The sequence below is a fragment of the Pseudomonas sp. HD6422 genome, from assembly GCF_025377065.1.
In the GTDB taxonomy this organism is placed as follows: domain Bacteria; phylum Pseudomonadota; class Gammaproteobacteria; order Pseudomonadales; family Pseudomonadaceae; genus Aquipseudomonas; species Aquipseudomonas putida_U.
Genome location: NZ_JAHWIW010000039.1, coordinates 1 through 19,496, shown reverse-complemented (window position 1 = coordinate 19,496; position 19,496 = coordinate 1). Strand labels below are relative to the sequence as shown.

The following is a 19,496-nucleotide window of genomic DNA, read 5'->3' as shown; positions in this document are numbered from 1 at the left end:
AAAGCATTAGTACGGTGTCCGATGCGGCACCGCACTGTCTTCACTTGCAGCTTGAAGCTTGCCACTTGAAGCTGAAACCGGAGGTTTTCCATGCGTGCCCTCGCCGCCTTCAGCCGCTTCGTCGGCAACACCTTCGCCCTCTGGGTACTGGTGTTCGCCTGCCTGGCCTTCCTGCAACCGCAGTGGTTCATCGCCCTGAAGGTCGCCATCGTACCGCTGCTGGGCCTGGTGATGTTCGGCATGGGCCTGACCCTCAAACTCGACGATTTCGCCGCCCTCGCCCGCCAGCCGTGGCGCGTGCTGCTGGGCGTGGTCGCGCACTTTCTGATCATGCCCGCCATAGCCTGGGTGCTGTGCCAGCTGTTTCACCTGCCGGCGGAAATCGCCGTGGGCGTGATCCTGGTCGGCTGCTGCCCGAGCGGCACGGCATCGAACGTGATGGTGTGGCTATCCAAGGGTGACCTGGCACTGGCGGTGGCGATCGCCGGGGTGACTACCCTGCTGGCACCGCTGCTGACCCCAGCCTTGATCTGGTTCCTGGCCTCGGCTTGGCTGCCGGTGTCCTTCATGGACATGTTCTGGTCGATCCTGCAGCTGGTGATGCTGCCGATCGTGCTCGGCGTGGTCGCCCAGCGCTTGCTCGGCGCCCGAGTGCAACTGGCGGTGCAGGTGCTGCCGCTGGTGTCGGTGGTGAGCATCGTGATGATCGTCTGCGCGGTGGTTGCCGCCAGCCAGGCGAAGATCGCCGAATCGGGCCTTTTGATCATGGCCGTGGTGGTACTGCACAACAGCTTCGGTTACCTGCTTGGGTACCTGACCGGCAAGCTCTGCAAGCTACCGCTGGCCCAGCGTAAATCGCTGGCCTTGGAGGTGGGCATGCAGAATTCCGGGCTGGGGGCAGCCTTGGCGGCGGCGCACTTTTCGCCACTGGCGGCGGTGCCCAGCGCGCTGTTCAGTGTTTGGCACAATATTTCCGGGGCGCTGCTGTCGACCTGGTTCAGACGGATGCGAGCGCCTGCGGATGAGGTCGACAGCGCAGAGCCGGCCAGGCATTGATGCAGACTTGCCCAAGGACGGGCAAATGTGCACTATATTGCCCACTGTGAGGACGACCTCACGACGCACCGCGTGACCATCTCGGGGACGGCCCCATCATTGACAACGATGGAGACTCACCATGTCCTGGATCATCCTGTTCTTCGCCGGCCTGTTCGAGGTCGGTTGGGCGGTCGGCCTGAAATACACCGACGGCTTCAGTAAACCGCTCCCCACTGCCCTCACCGTCGCCGCCATGGCTATCAGCCTCGGCTTGCTCGGACTTGCCATGAAAGAGCTGCCGCTGGGCACCGCGTATGCCATCTGGACCGGTGTCGGTGCGGTCGGCACGGTGATTGCCGGCATCATCCTGTTCGGCGAGTCCATGGCCCTGGTGCGGCTGGTCAGCGTGGCGCTGATCGTGGCCGGACTGATCGGGCTCAAGGTCAGCGCCAGCTAAGTCTTCCACCTGCCATGAGGTTGATTCGGATTGCCTGGGGCTTTGGGGCTTTGAGATTGGATGGTTGGTCCGAGGGATGTAGCGGCGCTACACAAAATGGATCTCCCTCCAATCTCAATGCCAAGCCAGCCGCGAAGAACCTGAACCCCCTACCTAACGCACACCACCACGCAAGCGGCTCACCTGCTCCCGCAATGCCTCGGGCTGCGCCGCCTCCACCGGGATGGCGGCGCCCGCCACGATGGTCACCCGCGACCACAGGCGCTTGAAGAAGCCCTTGGCCGGGTCACGGCTGAAAAAGCTCCCCCACAGCCCCTGTAATGCCAGAGGAATCACCGGCACCGGGGTTTCCTCGAGGATCCGACTGACCCCGCCCTTGAACACATCGATCTCGCCATCGCCGGTCAACTTGCCTTCAGGGAAGATGCACACCAACTCCCCCGCCGCCAGGTACTCAGCGATGCGTGCAAACGCACGCTCGTAGGTAGCCAAGTCTTCGTTGCGCCCGGCAATCGGGATGGCCCCCGCCGTGCGGAAGACGAAATTGAGTACCGGAAGGTTGTAGATCTTGTAGTACATGACGAAGCGGATGGGCCGACGGATCGCCCCTCCCAGCAGCAACGCATCGACGAACGAGACATGGTTGCACACCAGCAATGCCGCGCCTTCGTCTGGGATGCGTTCGAGGTCGCGGTGCTGCACACGGTACATCGAGTGGCTGAGCAACCAGATCAGGAAGCGCATGGTGAACTCGGGCACGATCCTGAATATGTAGGCATTGACCAGCACATTGAGCAACGACACTACCAGGAACAGCTGGGGAATGCTCAGGTCGGCCAAGCCCAGCAGGACCATGGTCAGCAGCGCCGACACCACCATGAACAAAGCGTTGAGGATGTTGTTGGCCGCGATCACCCGGGCCCGCTCGTCCTCGGCCGTGCGCGCCTGGATCAGCGCGTACAGCGGCACGATGTAGAAACCGCCGAACACTCCCAGGCCGACGATCGATACCAGGATCCACCAGGCTTGCGGCATGCCCAGCAGCGCCAGCCAGTCATGTGGCGTGGCTGCGGCCGGCACGTCACCGGAGTGCCACCACCAGAGCAGGCCGAACACAGTCAGGCCGAACGAGCCGAAAGGCACCAGACCGATTTCTACCTTGCGACCGCTCAGACGCTCGCACAGCAACGAGCCCAGGGCGATGCCGACCGAGAACAGCGTGAGCACCAGGGTCACCGCGGTGCTGTCGCCGTGCAGCCAGTCCTTGGCGTAGGCCGGGATCTGCGTGAGATAGATGGCGCCGACGAACCAGAACCACGAGTTGCCGACGATCGAACGCGACACTGCAGGGGTCTGCCCTAACCCCATGCGCAGGATCGCCCAGGACTGCTTGAAGATGTTCCAGTCCAGCACCATCTGCGGTGACGCCGCGGCGGCGCGGGGGATCCAGCGGCTGGCCAGGTAGCCCAGTACCGCAGTGCCGACCACCCCGCCGGCCACCACCGTGGCGTAGCTTTCGGCCGACATCATTACCCCGGCGCCGATGGTCCCGGCAAGAATCGCCAGGAAGGTGCCCATCTCCACCAAGCCGTTGCCACCAACCAGCTCCTGCTCGCGCAGGGCCTGGGGCAGGATCGAGTACTTCACCGGGCCAAACAGCGCCGAGTGGGTGCCCATGCCGAACAGCGCCACCAGCATCAGCGTCAGGTGGTGGGTGACGAAACCCAGGGCTCCGATAGCCATGATGACGATCTCGGCCAGCTTGATGAAACGGATCAAGGCGTCCTTGGCGAACTTCTCGCCGAACTGGCCGCCCAGTGCCGAGAACAGGAAGAACGGCAAGATGAACAGCAGCGCACACAGGTTCACCCACATAGCGCTGGCGCCTTCGCTGAAGCCGAGCTTGAACAGAATGGCGAGGATCAGTGACTGCTTGAACAGGTTGTCGTTGAAGGCGCCCAGCGCCTGAGTGATGAAGAACGGCAGGAAGCGTCGCTTGCCGAGCAAGGTGAATTGCGAGTGTTGACTCATCGTCCTCGTTCCCTGGGGGCTTTTTCATTGGAGGCACTTCTGGCCTTCCAGGCCACAAATCTGCATGGGAAACCGTGAGGCAGCAATTGATGGCATAGAGCCACTATTTTTATTGAAGTAAAAGTTCAGATTCTGTTACATCTGCCGATAATTCATATAGATGAATGCATCTAATCAGAAGGAACAGACCCTCGGTCTCCTCCCCCGCTAAGAAAGGAGCTCAGCAGCATGTTTACCTGGTTCGGCGATCTGAAGATCGCCAACAAACTCTTCCTCGGCTTCGGCCTGGTACTGGCCCTCACGCTGATCCAGTCGTTGATCAGCTGGAACGGCATGGGCAGCCTGGTGCGCCGCAGCGAGGTGGTCAGCGACGTCTCCGGACTCAATGATGCCCTCGGCGATCTGCGCGAGGCGCGCTTGCGCCATGCCATGGCCAACGGCAGCGAGTCTGAAGGCAAGGCCCTGCAGGCGGCGACGGAAGCTTTCGAGCGGCCCTTGGGAAAGCTGCGCCAGACCCTGGCCAAGCCCGAAAACCTGGCCCTGCTGAGCCAGGCCGATCAAACGCTGAAGGCCTATGCCAGTAACCAGGCGCTGAGCTTGCAGGCCTACCAGACCATGCGCGCGGCACAAAAGAAGATGGGTGTGTTGGCCACCAACGCCTTCGCCAGCATCGAATCGATCCGCAAGCAGGTTCGCTCGTTGCCCGACGCCGAGCAACGCTTCGCCCGTATCGAGGCGATCAACCAGATCCGCGAGAACCTGATCCTGCTGCGCTACCACGTGCGCGGCTACACCGGTAATTCCAATGCCGACACCGAAAAGCTGATGAACACGCAGATCGCTACCACGGTGAACGACTTACCGGGGCTGGTGGCGCACTTCAATGGCAGCTTCGCCGGTGAGTTCCAGCGTCTCGAGCAGCAGGTGCATGCCTATGCCGAGGCGGTCGAGGCATTCCGCGGCCAAGTCAGCAAGCTGGGTGACTACCGTGCCGCCATGGGCCACGACATCGATACCCTCACCGATTTGATCGGTCAGCTGCTCGACTCGCAGGCGCGATCAGTGGAGCAGGACAGTCAGTTCGCCAGGACCCTGCAGATCGTCACCACCCTCTTCGCTCTGCTGCTCGGGGCCCTGGCCGCGATCATCATCGGCCGCCAGATCAGCCAGCCGTTGCGCCAAGTGTTGAGTGCCTTGGAACAGGTGGCCAGCGGTAACCTCAGTGAACAGCCGAGCACCCGTCGCCGCGACGAGGTCGGCCAGTTGCAGAACGCGCTGCAAGGCATGACGGGCAACCTGCGCCAGCTGATCGCCCAGGTCCGCGATGGCATTTCGCAGATTGCCAGCGCCACCGAAGAGCTCTCGGCGATCACCGAGCAGACCAGCGCCGGCGCCAACAGCCAGAAGGTGGAAACCGACCAGGTGGCGACCGCCATGCAGGAAATGGCCGCGACCGTGCACGAGGTGGCGCGTAACGCCGGCGAAGCCTCCCAGGCGGCCAGCGCCACCGACGAGGAGGCCCGCGAAGGCGACAGCGTGGTCAACCGTGCCGTGGCCCAGATGGGCCGCCTGGCCAACCAGGTGGACGCCACCGGCCAGGCCATGGGCGCCTTGCGCAGTGAAAGCCAGCGTATCGGCAAGGTCATGGACGTGATCAAGGCGGTGGCCGAGCAAACCAACCTGCTGGCGCTCAACGCCGCCATCGAGGCGGCGCGTGCGGGCGAAGCAGGCCGTGGTTTCGCCGTGGTGGCCGACGAAGTCCGTGGGCTGGCCCAGCGCACCCAGGCCTCGACACTAGAGATTGAATCGGCGATCGGCAGCCTGGAGCAAGGCACCCTGTCGGTCAGCGAGTTGATGGAAGAAAGCCAGAGCCTGACCGAGAGCAGCGTCGCCCTGGTCCGCGAGGCGGGCGTGGCACTGGAGGGCATTACCCAGCGAGTGTCGGCGATCCAGTCGATGAACCAGCAGATCGCCGCGGCCTCGGAACAGCAAAGTGCGGTCGCCGAGGAAATCAGCCGCAGCGTGGTGACGGTACGGGACATTTCCGAGCAGACTGCCGAGGCCAGCCAGCAGACGTCGGCATCCAGCGTCGAGCTGGCACGCTTGGGCAGCCAGTTGCAACAGATGATCAGCCGCTTCCGCCTGTAAACGTCGGGGCACACATCACCGCAGCCAAGATTAATACCAGACAGTTAAGCAATATGGGGCCGCTTTGCGGCCCCATGATCGAGATTAAACCAGGGCTGCGGTTTCGGTGTTGCCAAACAGCCTCAGAGCACGAACGTCAGGACCAGATTGAAGCCCAGTGCCGCTACGAAACCGATCGGCGCCGCCTTGAACAACAGTTGTGGGAACAGCGAACCACGGCTCTTGTCGTTGCTGCACGAGCCCAGGATCAGGCTGCCGCCCGAGGAGAACGGCGAAATCGAGGTAGCCTGCGCGCCAGCCACGATGGCGATGAACAGGATCATCGGCTCGATGCCCATGCTCTGGGCAATCGGCATCACCAGCGGGAACAGCGCCGGGGTCACGACGCCCAAAGTGCTGGAGAAGATCGACATGAACGCCGCCACCACGCCGAATACCACCGGCACCAGAATCGGCGGAATGCTGCTGCCGATCCAGGACGCGAGAATGGCGATGGTACCCGCCTTGATCGCCACGGAAATCAGCATACCCACGCCGCAGATCATGATCAGCGTCCCCCAAGGCACGGTAGCCATGGCCTTGCGCTCGTCACCGAGCTTCAGCAGCAGCGCGATCACCGAGAAGATGCTGGCGATCAGGCCGATGTCCATCTTGGCATTGATGAAGCTGACGGTAGCGTTGTCAGGCAGGATGATGCTTGCCACAGGCGCTGCCAGCACGATCGCCATCATCGCCAGGGTCAGCCACAACGTGGTCTTCTGCTGAGCGTTGAGCGGCTCTGGTGCCGTGGCGTTGAAAGCCGATGCTTTCAAGGCACGACCATGGCCGGCGAGGAAGACGAACGCCGAGATCACCAGCAACGGAATGATCAGGGTGCTGGCGAAGATACCGGCTGCGTTGATGAACGCCTGGTTGTCACTGATACCGGCATTGGTCATCAAGCCGCGGAAGATGATACCGCTCTGGCTGGACATGAAGTTCGCGCCGCTCAATGCACCGTAGTTCACCGCCATGCCACCGACGATCAAGCTCATGCCGGTGCGCTCGCAGAGCAACAGGGTGATCGGCGCCATGAATGCCAGCACGGTGTAGTAACCGGCGCCCATGGCAGCGATGAGGGTAGCGGCGAAGAATACCGCGAAGGGCAACAACTGCGGCATCGCCCGGCATCGGTAGATCAGGTGTTCGGCGAGCTTTTCCAAGGTGCCGTTGACCGTGGCGAAACTGTAGAACAGGCAGACCGAGAAGATCACGAAGAAGATCTTCAGCGGCCACATGCCGATGATCTCGGACGGGCTCAGGCCCATGCCGAAGCAGCCGATCAGGTAGGCGAAAGCGATGGCGAACAGACCGATGTTGATCTTGGTCTTGTAGCCGAGGGCGACGGCCGCGACGATGGCGGCGACGACGAGCATGCTCATCATGTTGAAGTGTCCTGTTGTTGTTATCGAATTATCAGCGGCAACGGTCGAAGCCGAACAGCTTTACCGGGTTGTGGCATAACACCTGGGTGCGCTCGCCGGCATCGGGCAGCAAGGCCTCGAACAAGGCGTACTGCTCGGCATAGCCGGTCTGCTGCTCGAACTGGGTATTGGGCCAGTCGCTGCCCCACAGGAAACGCTCGACCCCTCCGGCGGCCTCACGCATCTGCGCCAACAGCACCTTGGCCTTGGCCAGGTCGGACTGGCTGCGGTAAGCGGCTGACAATTTCAGCCACAGCTTCGGTTCGGCGAGCAGGTGCAGGAAGATCCGGTGGCTGTCGTTGTTCAAGTCGATACCGTCGGCTGGCAAGCCAAAATGGTCGATCACCACGTCCACGCCACAGGCCAGGATCGACGGCACGATCAACGCCAGGTCAGCGAAGCCTCGTTGAATCTCCACTTGCCAACCGCGTTGGGCCAAACGCTTGAACAAGCTCGTCCACTCAGGACCGGCATAGTCGGCCAGGCGCTTGCCGATCAGGTTCAGACGGATCCCGACCACGCCCGCTTCCGCCAGGTCATCGAGTTGCTGGTCGCTGATGCTGGCGTCCACCACCGCTACGCCACGCAAGCGCTGGGGATAGCGGCGCAAGGCCTGGAGCATGTAGTGGTTGTCGGTACCCAGGAAGCTGGGCTGGATGAGCACGCCGTGGGACAGCCCATGACGATCGAGATGAGCGAGGTACTGCTCGATCAGCGCGTCATAATCCGGGCTGTATCGACGATTCGGAACCATCGGCAGGTCCTGCCGGAAGATATGGGCGTGGGTATCGATACCACTGATGCGGGGCAGATGGGGGCTGGTCATGGAGTGATCACCCTGGTCGATTGTTATGGCGGCGGCGAGGCGTCGCGGATTTTTATAAACATGTAGTCATATATATGAATATATGAACATATAGCCAGCCGTGTGGCGCTGTCAATCAGCGAACGATCAGGGGTAATCAGAAAGCGGCGCCCCGATCCAGGGGCGCCATCGACCATCAACGAATGTCGATGCGGTAACGGAAGTGCTGGGCATGCCCTCGCGACCGGCGCCACTCGAGCGGGTTGCCGGCATAGTCGCGGGCCAGGCGCTCGATCACCACCACCGGGGTTTGCACCGGCAGTTGCAAGAGGCGGGCATGCTCCTCGGCGGCCGCTTCGGCGGTGAGCACCTCTTCAGCCGAAGCCACCACCTGGCCGCACAGGCTTTCGTAGATGGGATACAGCAAAGGCCCCATCGTATTCAGTTCGACCTGCAACAACGGCTGGAACAGTGCTCGCGACAGCCAGATCTCTTCTGCCAGCACCGGCTGGGCGCCCAGCAGACGCACACGCAGGATTCGGATCGCTTGCTCGCCTTCCTGCAGGCCCAGTGCCTGGGCAGCGACAGCCGGGGCTGGCAGCGGGTCGACAGAGAGGATACGGCTGTCAGGCATCAGCCGTTCGCCATGGGCACCCTCGAACCGGAAGAAACGAAACAGCGAGGACTGGAACTGCGGGCGGCGGATGAAGGTGCCACGGCCCTGCTGGCGCTCCAGCACGCCTTCGGCCACCAGGGCGTCGACCGCCTTGCGTACGGTGCCGACGGACATGTCGAATTCACTGGCCAGTGCCGCCTCGGTGGCGATCGCCTCGCCTGGGCGCCAGCGGTGATTGGCGATCTGAGCGATCAGGTGGTCACGCAGCAGTTGGTAACGGGGTAGTCGGGCATCACCGGACAATTGGGGCATGGGACGCTCTCGGTTTTTCATGCAAACATCTATAGGTCTGACCGGTTGAAAGGATTCCCGGTGGGGGGGCTGCTGTCAATCCTCCGTCGCCAGCGCTGATGGTCAGGGCCTACAACCAATGTCGGCGCTGACGAACCGTCGCCTGCATGCCAGACTGACTGATCGGGACCGCGTTATCTTTCTTGCTCCGGAGTTTCCATGTCGTTGTCCAGCGGGCTGATCGCCGTGGTCGCCCTGGCCTATATGGCCATCATGTTCGCCATCGCCTTCTACGGCGACCGTCGCAGCACACCATTGCCGCCGCGCCTGCGTGCCTGGGTGTACAGCCTGTCGCTGGCGGTGTACTGCACCAGCTGGACGTTCTTCGGCGCGGTCGGCCAGGCCGCCGAACAGCTCTGGGCGTTCTTGCCCATCTACCTGGGCCCTGTGCTGCTGATGATCTTCGCGCCGTGGGTGCTGCAGAAGATGGTGCTGATCAGCAAACAGCAGAACATCACCTCGATCGCCGACTTCATCGCCGCACGCTACGGCAAGTCGCAGAGCCTGGCGGTGGTGGTGGCGCTGATCTGTCTGGTCGGCGTGCTGCCGTACATCGCATTGCAGCTCAAGGGCATCGTGCTCGGCGTCAATCTGCTGATCGGCGCCAACGCCGACGCCACCGGCACCCGCGTGCAGGACACCGCGCTGGTGGTGTCGCTGGTGCTGGCGCTGTTCGCCATTGTCTTCGGCACCCGCAGTTTGGACGTCACCGAGCACCACCGCGGCATGGTCCTGGCGATCGCCTTCGAATCGCTGATCAAACTACTGGCCTTTCTCGCCGTGGGCGTGTTCGTGGTCTTCAACTTGTACGATGGCTTCGACGACCTGCTGGGCCAGGCGCGCCAGGCGGTGCAGCTCGACAGCTATTGGCAGGAGACCATCAATTGGCCGTCGATGGTGGTGCAGACCGCCGTGGCGATGATGGCGATCATCTGTCTGCCACGGCAATTCCACGTTACCGTGGTGGAGAACATCGAGCCACAGGACATGCGCCTGGCGCGCTGGGTGTTCCCGGCCTACCTGGCTTTGGCGGCGCTGTTCGTGGTGCCGATCGCCCTGGCCGGGCAGATGTTGCTGCCGGGCGCGGTGATTTCCGACTCGTTCGTCATCAGCCTGCCGCTGGCCGAGGCGCATCCGAGCCTGGCCCTGCTGGCGTTCATCGGCGGCGCCTCGGCGGCTACCGGCATGGTCATCGTCGAGGCCGTGGCGCTGTCGACCATGGTTTCCAACGACATGCTGCTGCCGTGGCTGTTGCGCCGCAATAACGCCGAGCGCCCGTTCGAAGCGTTTCGCCATTGGATGCTGTCGGTGCGCCGGGTGACCATCGTGGTCATCCTGCTGCTGGCCTATGTCAGCTACCGCCTGCTCGGCTCCACCGCGAGCCTGGCGACCATCGGCCAGATCGCCTTCGCCGCCGTCACCCAGCTGACCCCGGCCATGCTCGGCGCGCTGTACTGGAAGCAGGCCAACCGCCGCGGCGTGTTCGCCGGCCTGGCGGCAGGGATATTCCTGTGGTTCTACACCCTGGTGCTGCCGATCACCGCCCAAAGCCTGGGCTGGTCGCTGGAACTGTTCCCGGGCCTTGCCTGGCTGCACGGCAACCCGCTGAACCTGCCCATCACGCCGCTCACCCAGGGCGTGGTGCTCTCGCTGGCAGGCAACTTCACACTGTTCGCCTGGGTCTCGATCCTGTCGCGCACGCGGGTTTCCGAGCACTGGCAGGCCGGGCGTTTCATCGGCCAGCAGCCTGCCCGCCTGAGCAGCAAGCCGTTGCTGGCGGTGCAGATCGACGACCTGCTCAACCTGGCCGCGCGCTTCGTCGGTGAAGAACGCGCACGGCAAAGCTTCATCCGCTTCGCCTACCGCCAAGGCAAGGGCTTCAACCCCAACCAGAACGCCGACGGCGACTGGATCGAACATACCGAGCGCCTGCTCGCCGGCGTGCTCGGCACGTCCTCCACGCGCGCGGTAGTCAAGGCAGCCATCGAAGGCCGCGACATGCAGCTCGAAGATGTCGTGCGTATCGCCGACGAAGCCAGCGAGGTGCTGCAATTCAACCGCGCCTTGCTGCAAGGCGCCATCGAGAACATCAACCAGGGCATCAGCGTGGTCGACCAGAATCTGCACCTGGTGGCCTGGAACCGTCGCTACCTGGAACTGTTCAACTACCCCGACGGGCTGATCAGCGTCGGCCGACCGATTGCCGACATCATCCGCTATAACGCCGAACGCGGCCTGTGCGGGCCTGGCGAAGCACAGGTCCACGTAGCTCGCCGCCTGCACTGGATGCGCCAAGGTCGGGCGCATTCCTCCGAGCGGCTGTTCCCCAACGGACGGGTGATCGAGCTGATCGGCAACCCGATGCCCGGTGGCGGTTTCGTCATGAGCTTCACCGACATCACGCCGTTCCGCGAAGCCGAACAGGCGCTGCGCGAAGCCAATGAAAGCCTTGAGCAAAGGGTGGCCGAGCGCACCCACGAGCTGTCGCAGTTGAACCAGGCGCTGAGCGAAGCCAAGAGCCAGGCCGAGGCGGTCAGCCAGTCCAAGAGCCGCTTCCTGGCCGCGGTCAGCCATGACCTGATGCAACCGCTCAATGCAGCGAGGCTGTTCTCCGCCGCACTGTCTCAGCAGGCTGAGGGCGCCATGAATGAGGAGGCGCAGCAACTGGTGCAACATATGGACAGCTCGTTGCGCTCGGCCGAGGAACTGATCAGCGACCTTCTCGACATCTCTCGCCTGGAAAACGGCAAGGTCACGCCCGACGCCAAACCCTTCGCCCTCAACGAGCTGTTCGACACCCTGGGGGCGGAGTTCAAGCTGCTGGCGGCGGAGAAGGGACTGGAGTTCCGTCTGCGTGGCAGCCGCCTGCGTATCGACAGCGATATGAAGCTGCTGCGCCGGGTGCTGCAGAACTTCCTGACCAATGCCCTCCGTTACGGCAAGGGACCGATCCTGCTGGGTGTGCGCCGCCAGGGCCAGCGTTTGTGGCTGGAGGTGTGGGATCGCGGACCGGGGATCGCCGACGACAAGCTGCAGGTGATCTTCCAGGAGTTCAAACGCCTGGACAGCCATCAGACCCGCGCTGAAAAAGGCCTGGGCCTGGGCCTGGCGATCGCCGACGGCCTGTGCCGGGTGCTGGGTCATCCGCTGGAGGTCCGCTCGTGGCCAGGCCGCGGCACGGTGTTCCGAGTCAGCGTGCCGATCGCCCATCAGGCCGCTCCGGCGCCGGCCCTCGCGGTAGAACAGAGCGCTCAACCACTGGCTGGGCTGCAGGTGCTCTGCGTGGATAACGAAGAAAGCATTCTGATCGGCATGCACAGCCTGCTCAGCCGCTGGGGCTGCCAGGTCTGGACGGCACGCAACCGGGAAGAATGCGAGGCGTTGCTGACCAAGGGCATGCGCCCGCATTTGGCGCTGGTGGACTACCACCTCGACGACGGCGAGACCGGCACCGAGCTGATGGGCTGGCTACGCACGCGCCTCGGCGAGCCGGTTCCGGGTGTGGTGATCAGCGCCGATGGGCGCAACGAGACCATTGCCTCGGTCCATGCCGCCGGGCTCGACTACCTGGCAAAGCCGGTCAAGCCGGCGGCCTTGCGCGCCCTGCTCAACCGTCATCTGAGCCTGGCTCAGTAACCGCCTCGCCGGCCAGCGCCTCGTCGGACAGTGCCCGCTCCAGCAGGTCGGCCGGCAGACTCTTGCTCGCCCGCGCGCCGAGCAGCTTGAGCTGCTCGCTGCGGCTGACGAGGTTGCCACGCCCCTCGCAGAGCTTGTTGCGCGCCGAAGCATAGGCTTTGTCCACCTGCTGCAGACGACTGCCCAGCTCGTCCAGATCCTGGATGAACAGCACGAACTTGTCGTAGAGCCATCCTGCGCGCTCGGCGATCTCCCGCGCGTTCTGGCCCTGACGCTCCTGTTTCCAGAGGCTGTCGATGACCCGCAGGGTCGCCAGCAGCGTGGTCGGGCTGACGATGACGATCTGTCGGTCGAAGGCCTCCTGGAACAGGTTGGGCTCGGCCTGCAAGGCTGCCGAGAATGCCGCTTCGATAGGCACGAAGAGCAGGACGAAATCCAGGCTGTGAAGACCTTCGAGACGGCTGTAGTCCTTGCTCGACAAGCCTTTGACATGGCTGCGCAACGATTGCACGTGTTGCTTTAGCGCGTTTTCGTCGTTGTTGCTGACGAACTGTTGGTAGGCGGTGAGACTGACCTTAGCGTCCACCACGACCTGCTTGTCGCCAGGCAGCATGATCAACACATCGGGCTGGAAGCGTTCGCCATCGGCGCTTTTGAGGCTGACCTGGGTCTGGTATTCACGACCTTTTTCAAGCCCCGCGTGCTCCAGTACCCGCTCGAGAATCAGCTCGCCCCAGTTACCCTGGGTTTTCTGCCCCTTGAGCGCTTGGGTCAGGTTGGTGGCCTCGTCGGACAAGCGCAGATTGAGCTGCTGCAGACGTTCCAGCTCCTTGCCCAGGGAGAAACGCTCGCGCGCTTCTTGCTGGTAGCTCTCCTCCACACGCTTCTCGAAAGCCTGGATGCGCTCCTTCAGCGGGTCGAGCAATTGCCCCAGGTGCTGCTGGCTGGTCTGGGCGAAGCGTTGCTCGCGCTCGTCGAAGATCTTCGTGGCCAGGTCGGCGAACTGGGCACGCAGCGTATCGCGGGCCTCCTGCAGATCGTCCAGGCGCTGTTGGTGACTTTCCTGCTGCTCGCGCAGCTCGGCTTGCAGCCCGGCAGCCTGGACCTCGAGCCGACGCAACTCGGCCTCGCGGTTGGCACGCTCGAGGTTCCAGGCATGGGCGGCATCGCGGGCGTTGTCGCGCTCGATCTGCAAAAGCTCCAGTTCGCGGCCTTGAGCGGCCAACTGGGCCTGCTTGACGGTGTTGGCTTCGCTGAGGTCGCTGATCTCGTCGCGATTGGCCTCGAGCTGGGCTTGCAGGCCTTCCTGGGCAAGCTGCGCGCTGTGCAGGCGCTCCTCCAGCAACGCGTGCTCCCCCTCGCGGCGGCTATAGCGACGCTGTTGCTGGATGACCCAGCCCACGCATGGCACCGCCGCCATTACGATGCCCAGCAGGATGCTGGTCAGATCCACTGCCATGGTTACCCCGATCGATGCTGATACAAATGCAGTGCAGCTTATCAGCCTGACGGACGGGCTGCCTGTGCCGCATCACCCCTCAGGAAACCACAGCCTGAGCAAACCACGCGCCTCCTGCGAGCCCTGCCCCGCGGCCAGCTCCAGCCAGTACCGCGCCTGCTCCGGCTCGCTGGACTGGCACACCCGCGCATACTCCAACTGGGCCCGCCGGTCCCCGGCGCGGGCTGCCTGGCGCAGCAGTTCGTGGCCAATACGCCGATCACGGGAATTTCCGCAATCGCGACAGAGCATCTGTCCCAGGCGACTCTGCGCCACAACCACGCCCTGGCGCGCCGGCTGCTTGAGCAGGCGCCCGGCCAGATGCTTGACCTGGGGTTTGTCCCCCAGGCGCGGACTGTCGAGCAACCATAAGGCCACTTTGAGGGAAAAACGTTTGGCAGGCGCCGCCGACGACGGTGCAGCGGGTGGGACGAGTGATTTACCGCGAAACTTCATGACCAGGCAGCATGGCAATTCGAAAAGCGCGCCACTCTACTCTTTTTTCGGTCTTCAGGCGCGCAGATTCCCATTGGATGGAAAAAATTTTAAATGATCTTTTCTTGACGCTTCCGATCGTCGGACCGGACAGTCAGTCGATGCCCGACAATTGTCGGATGGTCCTGCAGATTGCTGGCACGCCCGTTCTAGAGCAAGCGCTTTGGACAATCCACAGTTCCTGTGGATAAGTCGGTGGACAACGCCTCTAAAGGGCTCTCAAACCCCCGTAAAACGGGGGCCTCAGTCAAACTGACGATTTTTTCACCAGCAAAAAATAGTGTTTTTTTTCATTGACTTAAGGCGCTAGTCAAGTCATTGGCGAGCGTCTGTGGCCTTGTTGCCGACCCGTTACAACCCGCACTGCAAATGTGCACAACCGGCTTGGTTGGCGGACGATGATGCACTGAATCAGCACATCGTGGCGGTTCCCGGATCGTTCACCCCCTTCACAGCCATGGTGATTGACGCCATAATGTTCGGCTCCCCGAAGCACAAGTGAAAGTGCTTGCCAAATACCTGCATCTGCGCTAAGGTGCGCTCCGTTAGTACCCAGCTGAAAGTCAATTCCGGCCATTCGAGTCCTTGCTGCCCATTCTTCTGTGCGCGTCACAGAGATGCCCGCCGCTGAAACCAGGACCGGCCAATCGATGATTCACTCGCCAGCCTTCCGCTGCCCAAGCACGAATCACGTGACAGATTGATCAGGATCCAGCCCGGCAGCCTAGAACCTTGGCCCCGGAGCATTGCCTGCCTTCTGAAGTACCTACCAGTCAGCCCAAGCGCCCCTATTTGATTGCGCCCTCTCTGGCTGCCCTGTTCCGGTCAGGTTCGTTCGTCCCTTAATAAAGGCGTCACTGGAACGTTTCTATCATGCACGGATCTTAATCCCCGTGTTTAAAGCAGGAACATCCAACAACATGCACACTCATCATCAAATTCAGGCTGCCATTGGCACCCTCTCCCAGGCCTTTTCGCCGTTGAAATGCCTCATCGTGGCTCCCCGCAAGGGCAGCTTCAGTTTCACCCTGGTGGACGAGCACGGCGTCGCCTGCCACACCGAGCGCCTGTACCCAGAACAGTACAGCCGATCGGAGCCATTGCAGGCGGTCATCGCCCGTACACGTCAGTCACTGACCGCGTGAGTGGCGAATACCTTGGTATTCAGCCGCTGAATGCAGCCGTCTCCCGTACAGCCATTGGTTCTTGGCGTAATTGCCACAAGGCATATGGCGCGGGGCGACGGGCCGCAATCGATTTAAAAACAGCCTTTTACACCCGCATTATCACACTACACTTCAACTCGAGCGGTGCGAGCCGCTTCCGGCGGGCCTGACCATTCACTAGCTGCCAAGCTCCAGCGCCCGTCGGCTCATTACTGCTCGAGGGCATCATGAGTATTGCCGCGAAGGAATTGTGTCAGTATGTGATCCGGCCAACCCTGGTCTACCTCAACCGTCATTGCGCCAGCGCTGAAGCTTTGTTGCTGGGCGTTGCCGCCAGCCAGTCGGCCCTGGGCTCGGTACTGCATGATCGGCGCGGGCACGGCCTGTACCGGATCGGCGAGCAACGTCACCAGGCCCTATGGGACCAGTACCTGGCCCGCGACCCAGACCTTGCCAGCCTCGTCCGCGGCCTGGCCAGTCAGCACGCCTTCCTCGGCGGCCCTTACCTGGAACTGGCCGTCAATCTGCGTTACTCCACCGCCATCGCCTGGATGCTCATCGAGGAGCACGCTGCGCCATTGCCGGCGGCCGACGACTTACTCGGGCTGGCACGAATCTGGCGCCAGGTGTTCCATCCGCAAGGCCGCCTGCGCGACTTCACGGTCGCCTGGCAGACCTGCGTCTCGCAAAAGATCCCACAGGCCTCGTAAGACTGGTCCTACATTGTGATGAGATAAAAAGGAATTTTGGTCGGATTGTCCTACAAAAGCGCTCTATCTCCTGCGTTTGAGCCTATAGCGCGGCGCGTGATTTGTTGGTAGCTTTTCGCCCCGGAGACCTCAAGGAGTTCTAATAATGAAAAAAGCAATGCTCAAAACCTCCCTCGGCGTAGCCGTTGCCGTCGCTTCCAGCCAACTGCTCGCCAGTGGCTTTGCGCTCAACGAGCAAAGCATCAGCGCCATGGGTACGGGTTTCGCGGGTCGTTCTTCTTCTGCCGAAGATGCCAGCACCGTGTTCGGCAACCCTGCGGGCATGTCCCGCCTGAAGCGCGAACAGTTCACCGTGGGCGGCGCAGCCGTCATCGCAAAAACCGATATTTCCGGGCCAGGCAGCAACCTCGGGGGGGAAACCGATGGTGATATGGTGCCAACCGTTGGCGTGCCCATGGGCTACTACGTCAAACCGCTCGACGATCACTGGAGCGTCGGCTTCGGTGTCTACGTACCGTTCGGCCTGGTAACCGACTACGGCAGTGACGACGCCGCCCGCTACTGGGGTAAAAAGAGCCATGTCCAGGTCGTCACCTTCCAGCCGACCGTCAGCTATGCCTTCAACGACAAGGTGTCGATCGGCTTTGGCCCGACCATCAACCGCATCGAGGGTGAGTTGGGTTCGAGTCTGATCACCCCCTTCAGCCCTGGCAGCAACGACGGCGAAGTGAAAATCAAGGGTGACGACACCGCCGTTGGCTACAACATCGGTATCCTGGTCCAGGCAACCGACCGTACTCGCATCGGCCTGACCTATCACTCGATGGTCGATTACAAGCTCGAAGGCAAGACCCGCGTCAGCACCCCGCTGATCGGTCCCTACGACGGCAGCAAGTTCGACGCCACCCTGAAGATCAAGACGCCTGAATCCGTCGATCTTTCCGTGACCCACGAACTGGATGATCACTGGACCCTGTATGCCGGTAGCACCTGGACCCGCTGGAGCCGTCTGGAAAACATCACCGTGCAGAACGATGTCCCAGCACCGCTGCAAGGTTCGGCGTTCGAGACCATCACCGAGGAACAGAACTGGCACGATACCTGGGCCCACGCCATCGGTGCCTCCTACCGCGTCAACAAGGAGTGGGTACTGCGCACCGGCTTCACCGTGGACCAGTCCCCGACCAACAACACCGACCGTTCTCCACGCATTCCGACCGGCGACCGCAAGGTCTTCAGCCTGGGTGCCGGTTGGAGCCCGAACGACGACATGACCATCGACGTGGCTTACTCTTATCTGTGGGAAGAAGACACCAAGGTCAACCAGGTCAGCGCCACCAAAGGCAGCTACCAGGCCAAGTACGAAAACAGCGCTCACGGTATCGGTGCTTCCCTCACCTACCGCTTCTGATCGCCACCCGCTGTATGGAAAACCGCCCTCGTGGCGGTTTTTTCACGTCTGGACTTGCCAGCTGTCGCCGAGCGATTCGCGCAGGTATTCCATGAATGCACGCACCTTGGGGGTGATGGCGAATCGGTCGGCCAGGCACAGATAGACGTCCATCGGCTCTGTCTGGGCATAGGCCTGACCACTGTCGCTGTACTCGAACAACGGCACCAGTGCGCCCGAGTCGAGATACGGTCGAACGATGAACTCTGCCAGTCGAGTAATCCCGCCATCATTGAGCGCCATTTGGGCTAGGGCATCGATGTCGTCACTAATCAGCACGGCACCGAACTCGGCCTCGAAGCGCAGACCGTCACGGACGAAGCCCCAGCGCAGATAGCGGCCGTCGACCGGATAGCGAAACACCAGACAACGATGACCACGCAAGGCCTCAGGTGTAGCGGGCAGCCCGGCCTTGGCCAGGTAGCCGGGAGATGCACAGCAGATGAATGGAATGCGGGCTATCTGTCGCGCGAGCAGCTGGTCCTCCAACTGCGGGGCGATGCGCAGGCTGACATCGACATCTTCGCGAGCGTGATTCACCCGACGGTCAGTCATTACCAATTCTATCGAAAGCAGCGGATAGCGAGCGTTGAACTCAGGTATCAGCGGCGCCAGCACATGCCGCCCGAAGGCGGACGTCGAGGCAATGCACAGGCGACCTTGCGGTTCACTGTCGGGCGTGGTCACCGCTTGCTCAGCCAAAGTCAGTTCACGTTCGACCTGGCGGACCCGCTCGTAGTACAGGTTTCCAGCGGGGGTCAGAGCCATACTGCGCGTGGTGCGGCTGAGCAGGCGAACCTGCAGGTGGCTTTCCAGGCGCGCCAGATTCTGGCTGACAGCTGCCGGAGTCACGCCCAGAACACGCGCACCGCCGGCGATGCTGCCGGCCTCGACAACCTTGACGAAGCTGCGGATGGCGTTTAGCAGGTCCATGGCGCGCCTGATGATTCGTAAGAATTAATTTATAAAGAACTTAGCGTAGCAGGTCTACAGGACGCGTTCCCAACGTTGCTAACCTGCGATCTCACCCTTCATCCAGGAGTTTGCATGAGCAACCTGTCCCAGCCCCGCCCTCGGCGCAGACTTCGCCCGGCGGCCACGCCTTACGTGTTCGCGTTCTACATGTCGTCGATCATGGCGTTGTTGATGTGTTTCGTCATCACCGCAGCGAATGCGGGGGTGAATCCGGACTATTTGAGCAATGTGCTGAAGGCTTATCAATTGGCGATGCCGGTCGCGTTCGTCTGTGTACTGATGGTCCGCCCCATCGTGATGCGACTGGTCGCCCTGACCGTGCACCCACACTGACTCGGCGGCTTTGGCTCTGGCTTTGGCTTTGGCTTCTAAGTGCGCGGTAGCTCAGACGCCGTCGATTGCGACCTCAGGGCGCGCCGTAGCGAGGGGACTCCGCAGCGCAAGGGACGTATGTGGGTGAGTCATACCGCCAGCCTTTTTTGGGGCTCTTCACGGATTAGTGGGGGCAGGGTTTTGGTTTTGGGCTCTCTGGGTTCTCTGGGGGGTTGGGGCTTTGGGCTTGTGTGGCTGATCCAAGGGATGTAGCGGCGCTACTGGCCCCTTCCGCCTTTACGGCGGGCAACTTTTTTCTTGGAAAAAGTTGCACAAAACCGCTTG

Annotated in this window: 15 protein-coding genes and 1 pseudogene; 9 read left to right on the top strand and 7 right to left on the bottom strand. The window is 62.2% G+C overall.

What is annotated here, in order from left to right; translation table 11 throughout:
- Positions 1 to 90 precede the first annotated feature (90 nt).
- The gene (locus tag KY379_RS23075; protein WP_261241519.1) at positions 91 to 1,056 is read left to right on the top strand and encodes a bile acid:sodium symporter family protein; all 966 of its coding nucleotides are present in this window, start codon (positions 91 to 93) and stop codon (positions 1,054 to 1,056) included.
- 121 nt (positions 1,057 to 1,177) lie between these two features.
- The gene (sugE, locus tag KY379_RS23070) at positions 1,178 to 1,495 is read left to right on the top strand and encodes a quaternary ammonium compound efflux SMR transporter SugE (protein WP_136913400.1); all 318 of its coding nucleotides are present in this window, start codon (positions 1,178 to 1,180) and stop codon (positions 1,493 to 1,495) included.
- Between the two features lie 153 nt (positions 1,496 to 1,648).
- Here the strand turns inward: sugE and KY379_RS23065 are convergent, their stop codons facing one another.
- Positions 1,649 to 3,526, bottom strand: coding sequence for a 1-acyl-sn-glycerol-3-phosphate acyltransferase (locus KY379_RS23065; protein WP_261241520.1), 1,878 nt, complete (start codon positions 3,524 to 3,526; stop codon positions 1,649 to 1,651).
- 228 nt (positions 3,527 to 3,754) lie between these two features.
- Between KY379_RS23065 and KY379_RS27510 the strand changes: the two are divergent.
- Both KY379_RS27510 and KY379_RS27505 read left to right on the top strand, forming a co-directional pair.
- A pseudogene (locus KY379_RS27510) lies at positions 3,755 to 4,819 on the top strand (methyl-accepting chemotaxis protein); the annotation flags it as partial.
- Positions 4,811 to 5,674 (top strand): methyl-accepting chemotaxis protein, encoded by an 864-nt coding sequence (locus KY379_RS27505; protein WP_397466352.1) that lies wholly within the window; start codon positions 4,811 to 4,813, stop codon positions 5,672 to 5,674. The pseudogene KY379_RS27510 and the gene KY379_RS27505, both read left to right, overlap by 9 nt.
- 122 nt (positions 5,675 to 5,796) lie before the next feature.
- On the opposite strand, the gene KY379_RS23055 is transcribed toward KY379_RS27505, so the two are convergent.
- The 3 genes from KY379_RS23055 to KY379_RS23045 all read right to left on the bottom strand — a co-directional run bounded on the left by KY379_RS23055 (position 5,797) and on the right by KY379_RS23045 (position 8,870).
- Positions 5,797 to 7,098 carry an SLC13 family permease gene (locus tag KY379_RS23055; protein ID WP_133331118.1) on the bottom strand — a complete coding sequence of 434 codons (1,302 nt, stop codon included), beginning with the start codon at positions 7,096 to 7,098 and terminating at the stop codon, positions 5,797 to 5,799.
- Between the two features lie 31 nt (positions 7,099 to 7,129).
- Positions 7,130 to 7,963: an amidohydrolase family protein gene (locus KY379_RS23050; RefSeq protein WP_261241522.1), complete on the bottom strand. Its 834-nt coding sequence runs from the start codon at positions 7,961 to 7,963 to the stop codon at positions 7,130 to 7,132.
- A gap of 175 nt (positions 7,964 to 8,138) precedes the next feature.
- Positions 8,139 to 8,870, bottom strand: a complete 732-nt coding sequence (locus KY379_RS23045; RefSeq protein WP_133331122.1) for a GntR family transcriptional regulator — start codon at positions 8,868 to 8,870, stop codon at positions 8,139 to 8,141.
- A gap of 198 nt (positions 8,871 to 9,068) precedes the next feature.
- Between KY379_RS23045 and KY379_RS23040 the strand changes: the two genes are divergently transcribed.
- A complete protein-coding gene (locus tag KY379_RS23040; protein WP_133331124.1) occupies positions 9,069 to 12,545 on the top strand; it encodes a PAS domain-containing hybrid sensor histidine kinase/response regulator in 3,477 nt (1,158 codons plus the stop codon).
- Here the strand turns inward: KY379_RS23040 and rmuC are convergent.
- Together rmuC and KY379_RS23030 are read right to left on the bottom strand one after the other, a co-directional pair.
- Positions 12,517 to 13,890, bottom strand: coding sequence for a DNA recombination protein RmuC (gene rmuC / locus KY379_RS23035; RefSeq protein WP_261241525.1), 1,374 nt, complete (start codon positions 13,888 to 13,890; stop codon positions 12,517 to 12,519). The genes KY379_RS23040 and rmuC overlap by 29 nt on opposite strands.
- A gap of 186 nt (positions 13,891 to 14,076) precedes the next feature.
- Entirely contained in the window at positions 14,077 to 14,499 is a 423-nt protein-coding gene (locus tag KY379_RS23030) for a tetratricopeptide repeat protein (RefSeq protein ID WP_133331128.1), read from the bottom strand.
- Between the two features lie 959 nt (positions 14,500 to 15,458).
- Between KY379_RS23030 and KY379_RS23025 the strand changes: the two genes are divergently transcribed.
- The 3 genes from KY379_RS23025 (at position 15,459) to KY379_RS23015 (ending at position 17,825) form a co-directional block, all read left to right on the top strand.
- The gene (locus KY379_RS23025; RefSeq protein ID WP_016715487.1) at positions 15,459 to 15,683 is read left to right on the top strand and encodes a hypothetical protein; all 225 of its coding nucleotides are present in this window, start codon (positions 15,459 to 15,461) and stop codon (positions 15,681 to 15,683) included.
- Positions 15,684 to 15,931: 248 nt separating this feature from the next.
- Positions 15,932 to 16,414 carry a hypothetical protein gene (locus KY379_RS23020; RefSeq protein WP_133331130.1) on the top strand — a complete coding sequence of 161 codons (483 nt, stop codon included), beginning with the start codon at positions 15,932 to 15,934 and terminating at the stop codon, positions 16,412 to 16,414.
- Between the two features lie 145 nt (positions 16,415 to 16,559).
- The gene (locus tag KY379_RS23015; RefSeq protein WP_261241523.1) at positions 16,560 to 17,825 is read left to right on the top strand and encodes an OmpP1/FadL family transporter; all 1,266 of its coding nucleotides are present in this window, start codon (positions 16,560 to 16,562) and stop codon (positions 17,823 to 17,825) included.
- A 42-nt stretch (positions 17,826 to 17,867) separates the two neighbouring features.
- On the opposite strand, the gene KY379_RS23010 is transcribed toward KY379_RS23015, so the two are convergent.
- Positions 17,868 to 18,797 (bottom strand): LysR family transcriptional regulator, encoded by a 930-nt coding sequence (locus KY379_RS23010; RefSeq protein WP_261241524.1) that lies wholly within the window; start codon positions 18,795 to 18,797, stop codon positions 17,868 to 17,870.
- Positions 18,798 to 18,911: 114 nt separating this feature from the next.
- Here KY379_RS23010 and KY379_RS23005 point away from each other — a divergent pair, with 114 nt between their 5' ends.
- The gene (locus tag KY379_RS23005) at positions 18,912 to 19,172 is read left to right on the top strand and encodes a DUF2798 domain-containing protein (RefSeq protein ID WP_133331136.1); all 261 of its coding nucleotides are present in this window, start codon (positions 18,912 to 18,914) and stop codon (positions 19,170 to 19,172) included.
- Positions 19,173 to 19,496 lie beyond the last annotated feature (324 nt).

Bases quoted from the DNA above. Each gene is read 5' to 3' on its own strand.
- KY379_RS23075 (WP_261241519.1), top strand. From the start codon at position 91: ATGCGTGCCCTCGCCGCCTTCAGCCGCTTCGTCGGCAACACCTTCGCC.
- sugE (WP_136913400.1), top strand. From the start codon at position 1,178: ATGTCCTGGATCATCCTGTTCTTCGCCGGCCTGTTCGAGGTCGGTTGG.
- KY379_RS23065 (WP_261241520.1), bottom strand. From the start codon at position 3,526: ATGAGTCAACACTCGCAATTCACCTTGCTCGGCAAGCGACGCTTCCTG.
- KY379_RS27505 (WP_397466352.1), top strand. From the start codon at position 4,811: ATGACGGGCAACCTGCGCCAGCTGATCGCCCAGGTCCGCGATGGCATT.
- KY379_RS23055 (WP_133331118.1), bottom strand. From the start codon at position 7,098: ATGATGAGCATGCTCGTCGTCGCCGCCATCGTCGCGGCCGTCGCCCTC.
- KY379_RS23050 (WP_261241522.1), bottom strand. From the start codon at position 7,963: ATGACCAGCCCCCATCTGCCCCGCATCAGTGGTATCGATACCCACGCC.
- KY379_RS23045 (WP_133331122.1), bottom strand. From the start codon at position 8,870: ATGCCCCAATTGTCCGGTGATGCCCGACTACCCCGTTACCAACTGCTG.
- KY379_RS23040 (WP_133331124.1), top strand. From the start codon at position 9,069: ATGTCGTTGTCCAGCGGGCTGATCGCCGTGGTCGCCCTGGCCTATATG.
- KY379_RS23030 (WP_133331128.1), bottom strand. From the start codon at position 14,499: ATGAAGTTTCGCGGTAAATCACTCGTCCCACCCGCTGCACCGTCGTCG.
- KY379_RS23025 (WP_016715487.1), top strand. From the start codon at position 15,459: ATGCACACTCATCATCAAATTCAGGCTGCCATTGGCACCCTCTCCCAG.
- KY379_RS23020 (WP_133331130.1), top strand. From the start codon at position 15,932: ATGAGTATTGCCGCGAAGGAATTGTGTCAGTATGTGATCCGGCCAACC.
- KY379_RS23015 (WP_261241523.1), top strand. From the start codon at position 16,560: ATGAAAAAAGCAATGCTCAAAACCTCCCTCGGCGTAGCCGTTGCCGTC.
- KY379_RS23010 (WP_261241524.1), bottom strand. From the start codon at position 18,797: ATGGACCTGCTAAACGCCATCCGCAGCTTCGTCAAGGTTGTCGAGGCC.
- KY379_RS23005 (WP_133331136.1), top strand. From the start codon at position 18,912: ATGAGCAACCTGTCCCAGCCCCGCCCTCGGCGCAGACTTCGCCCGGCG.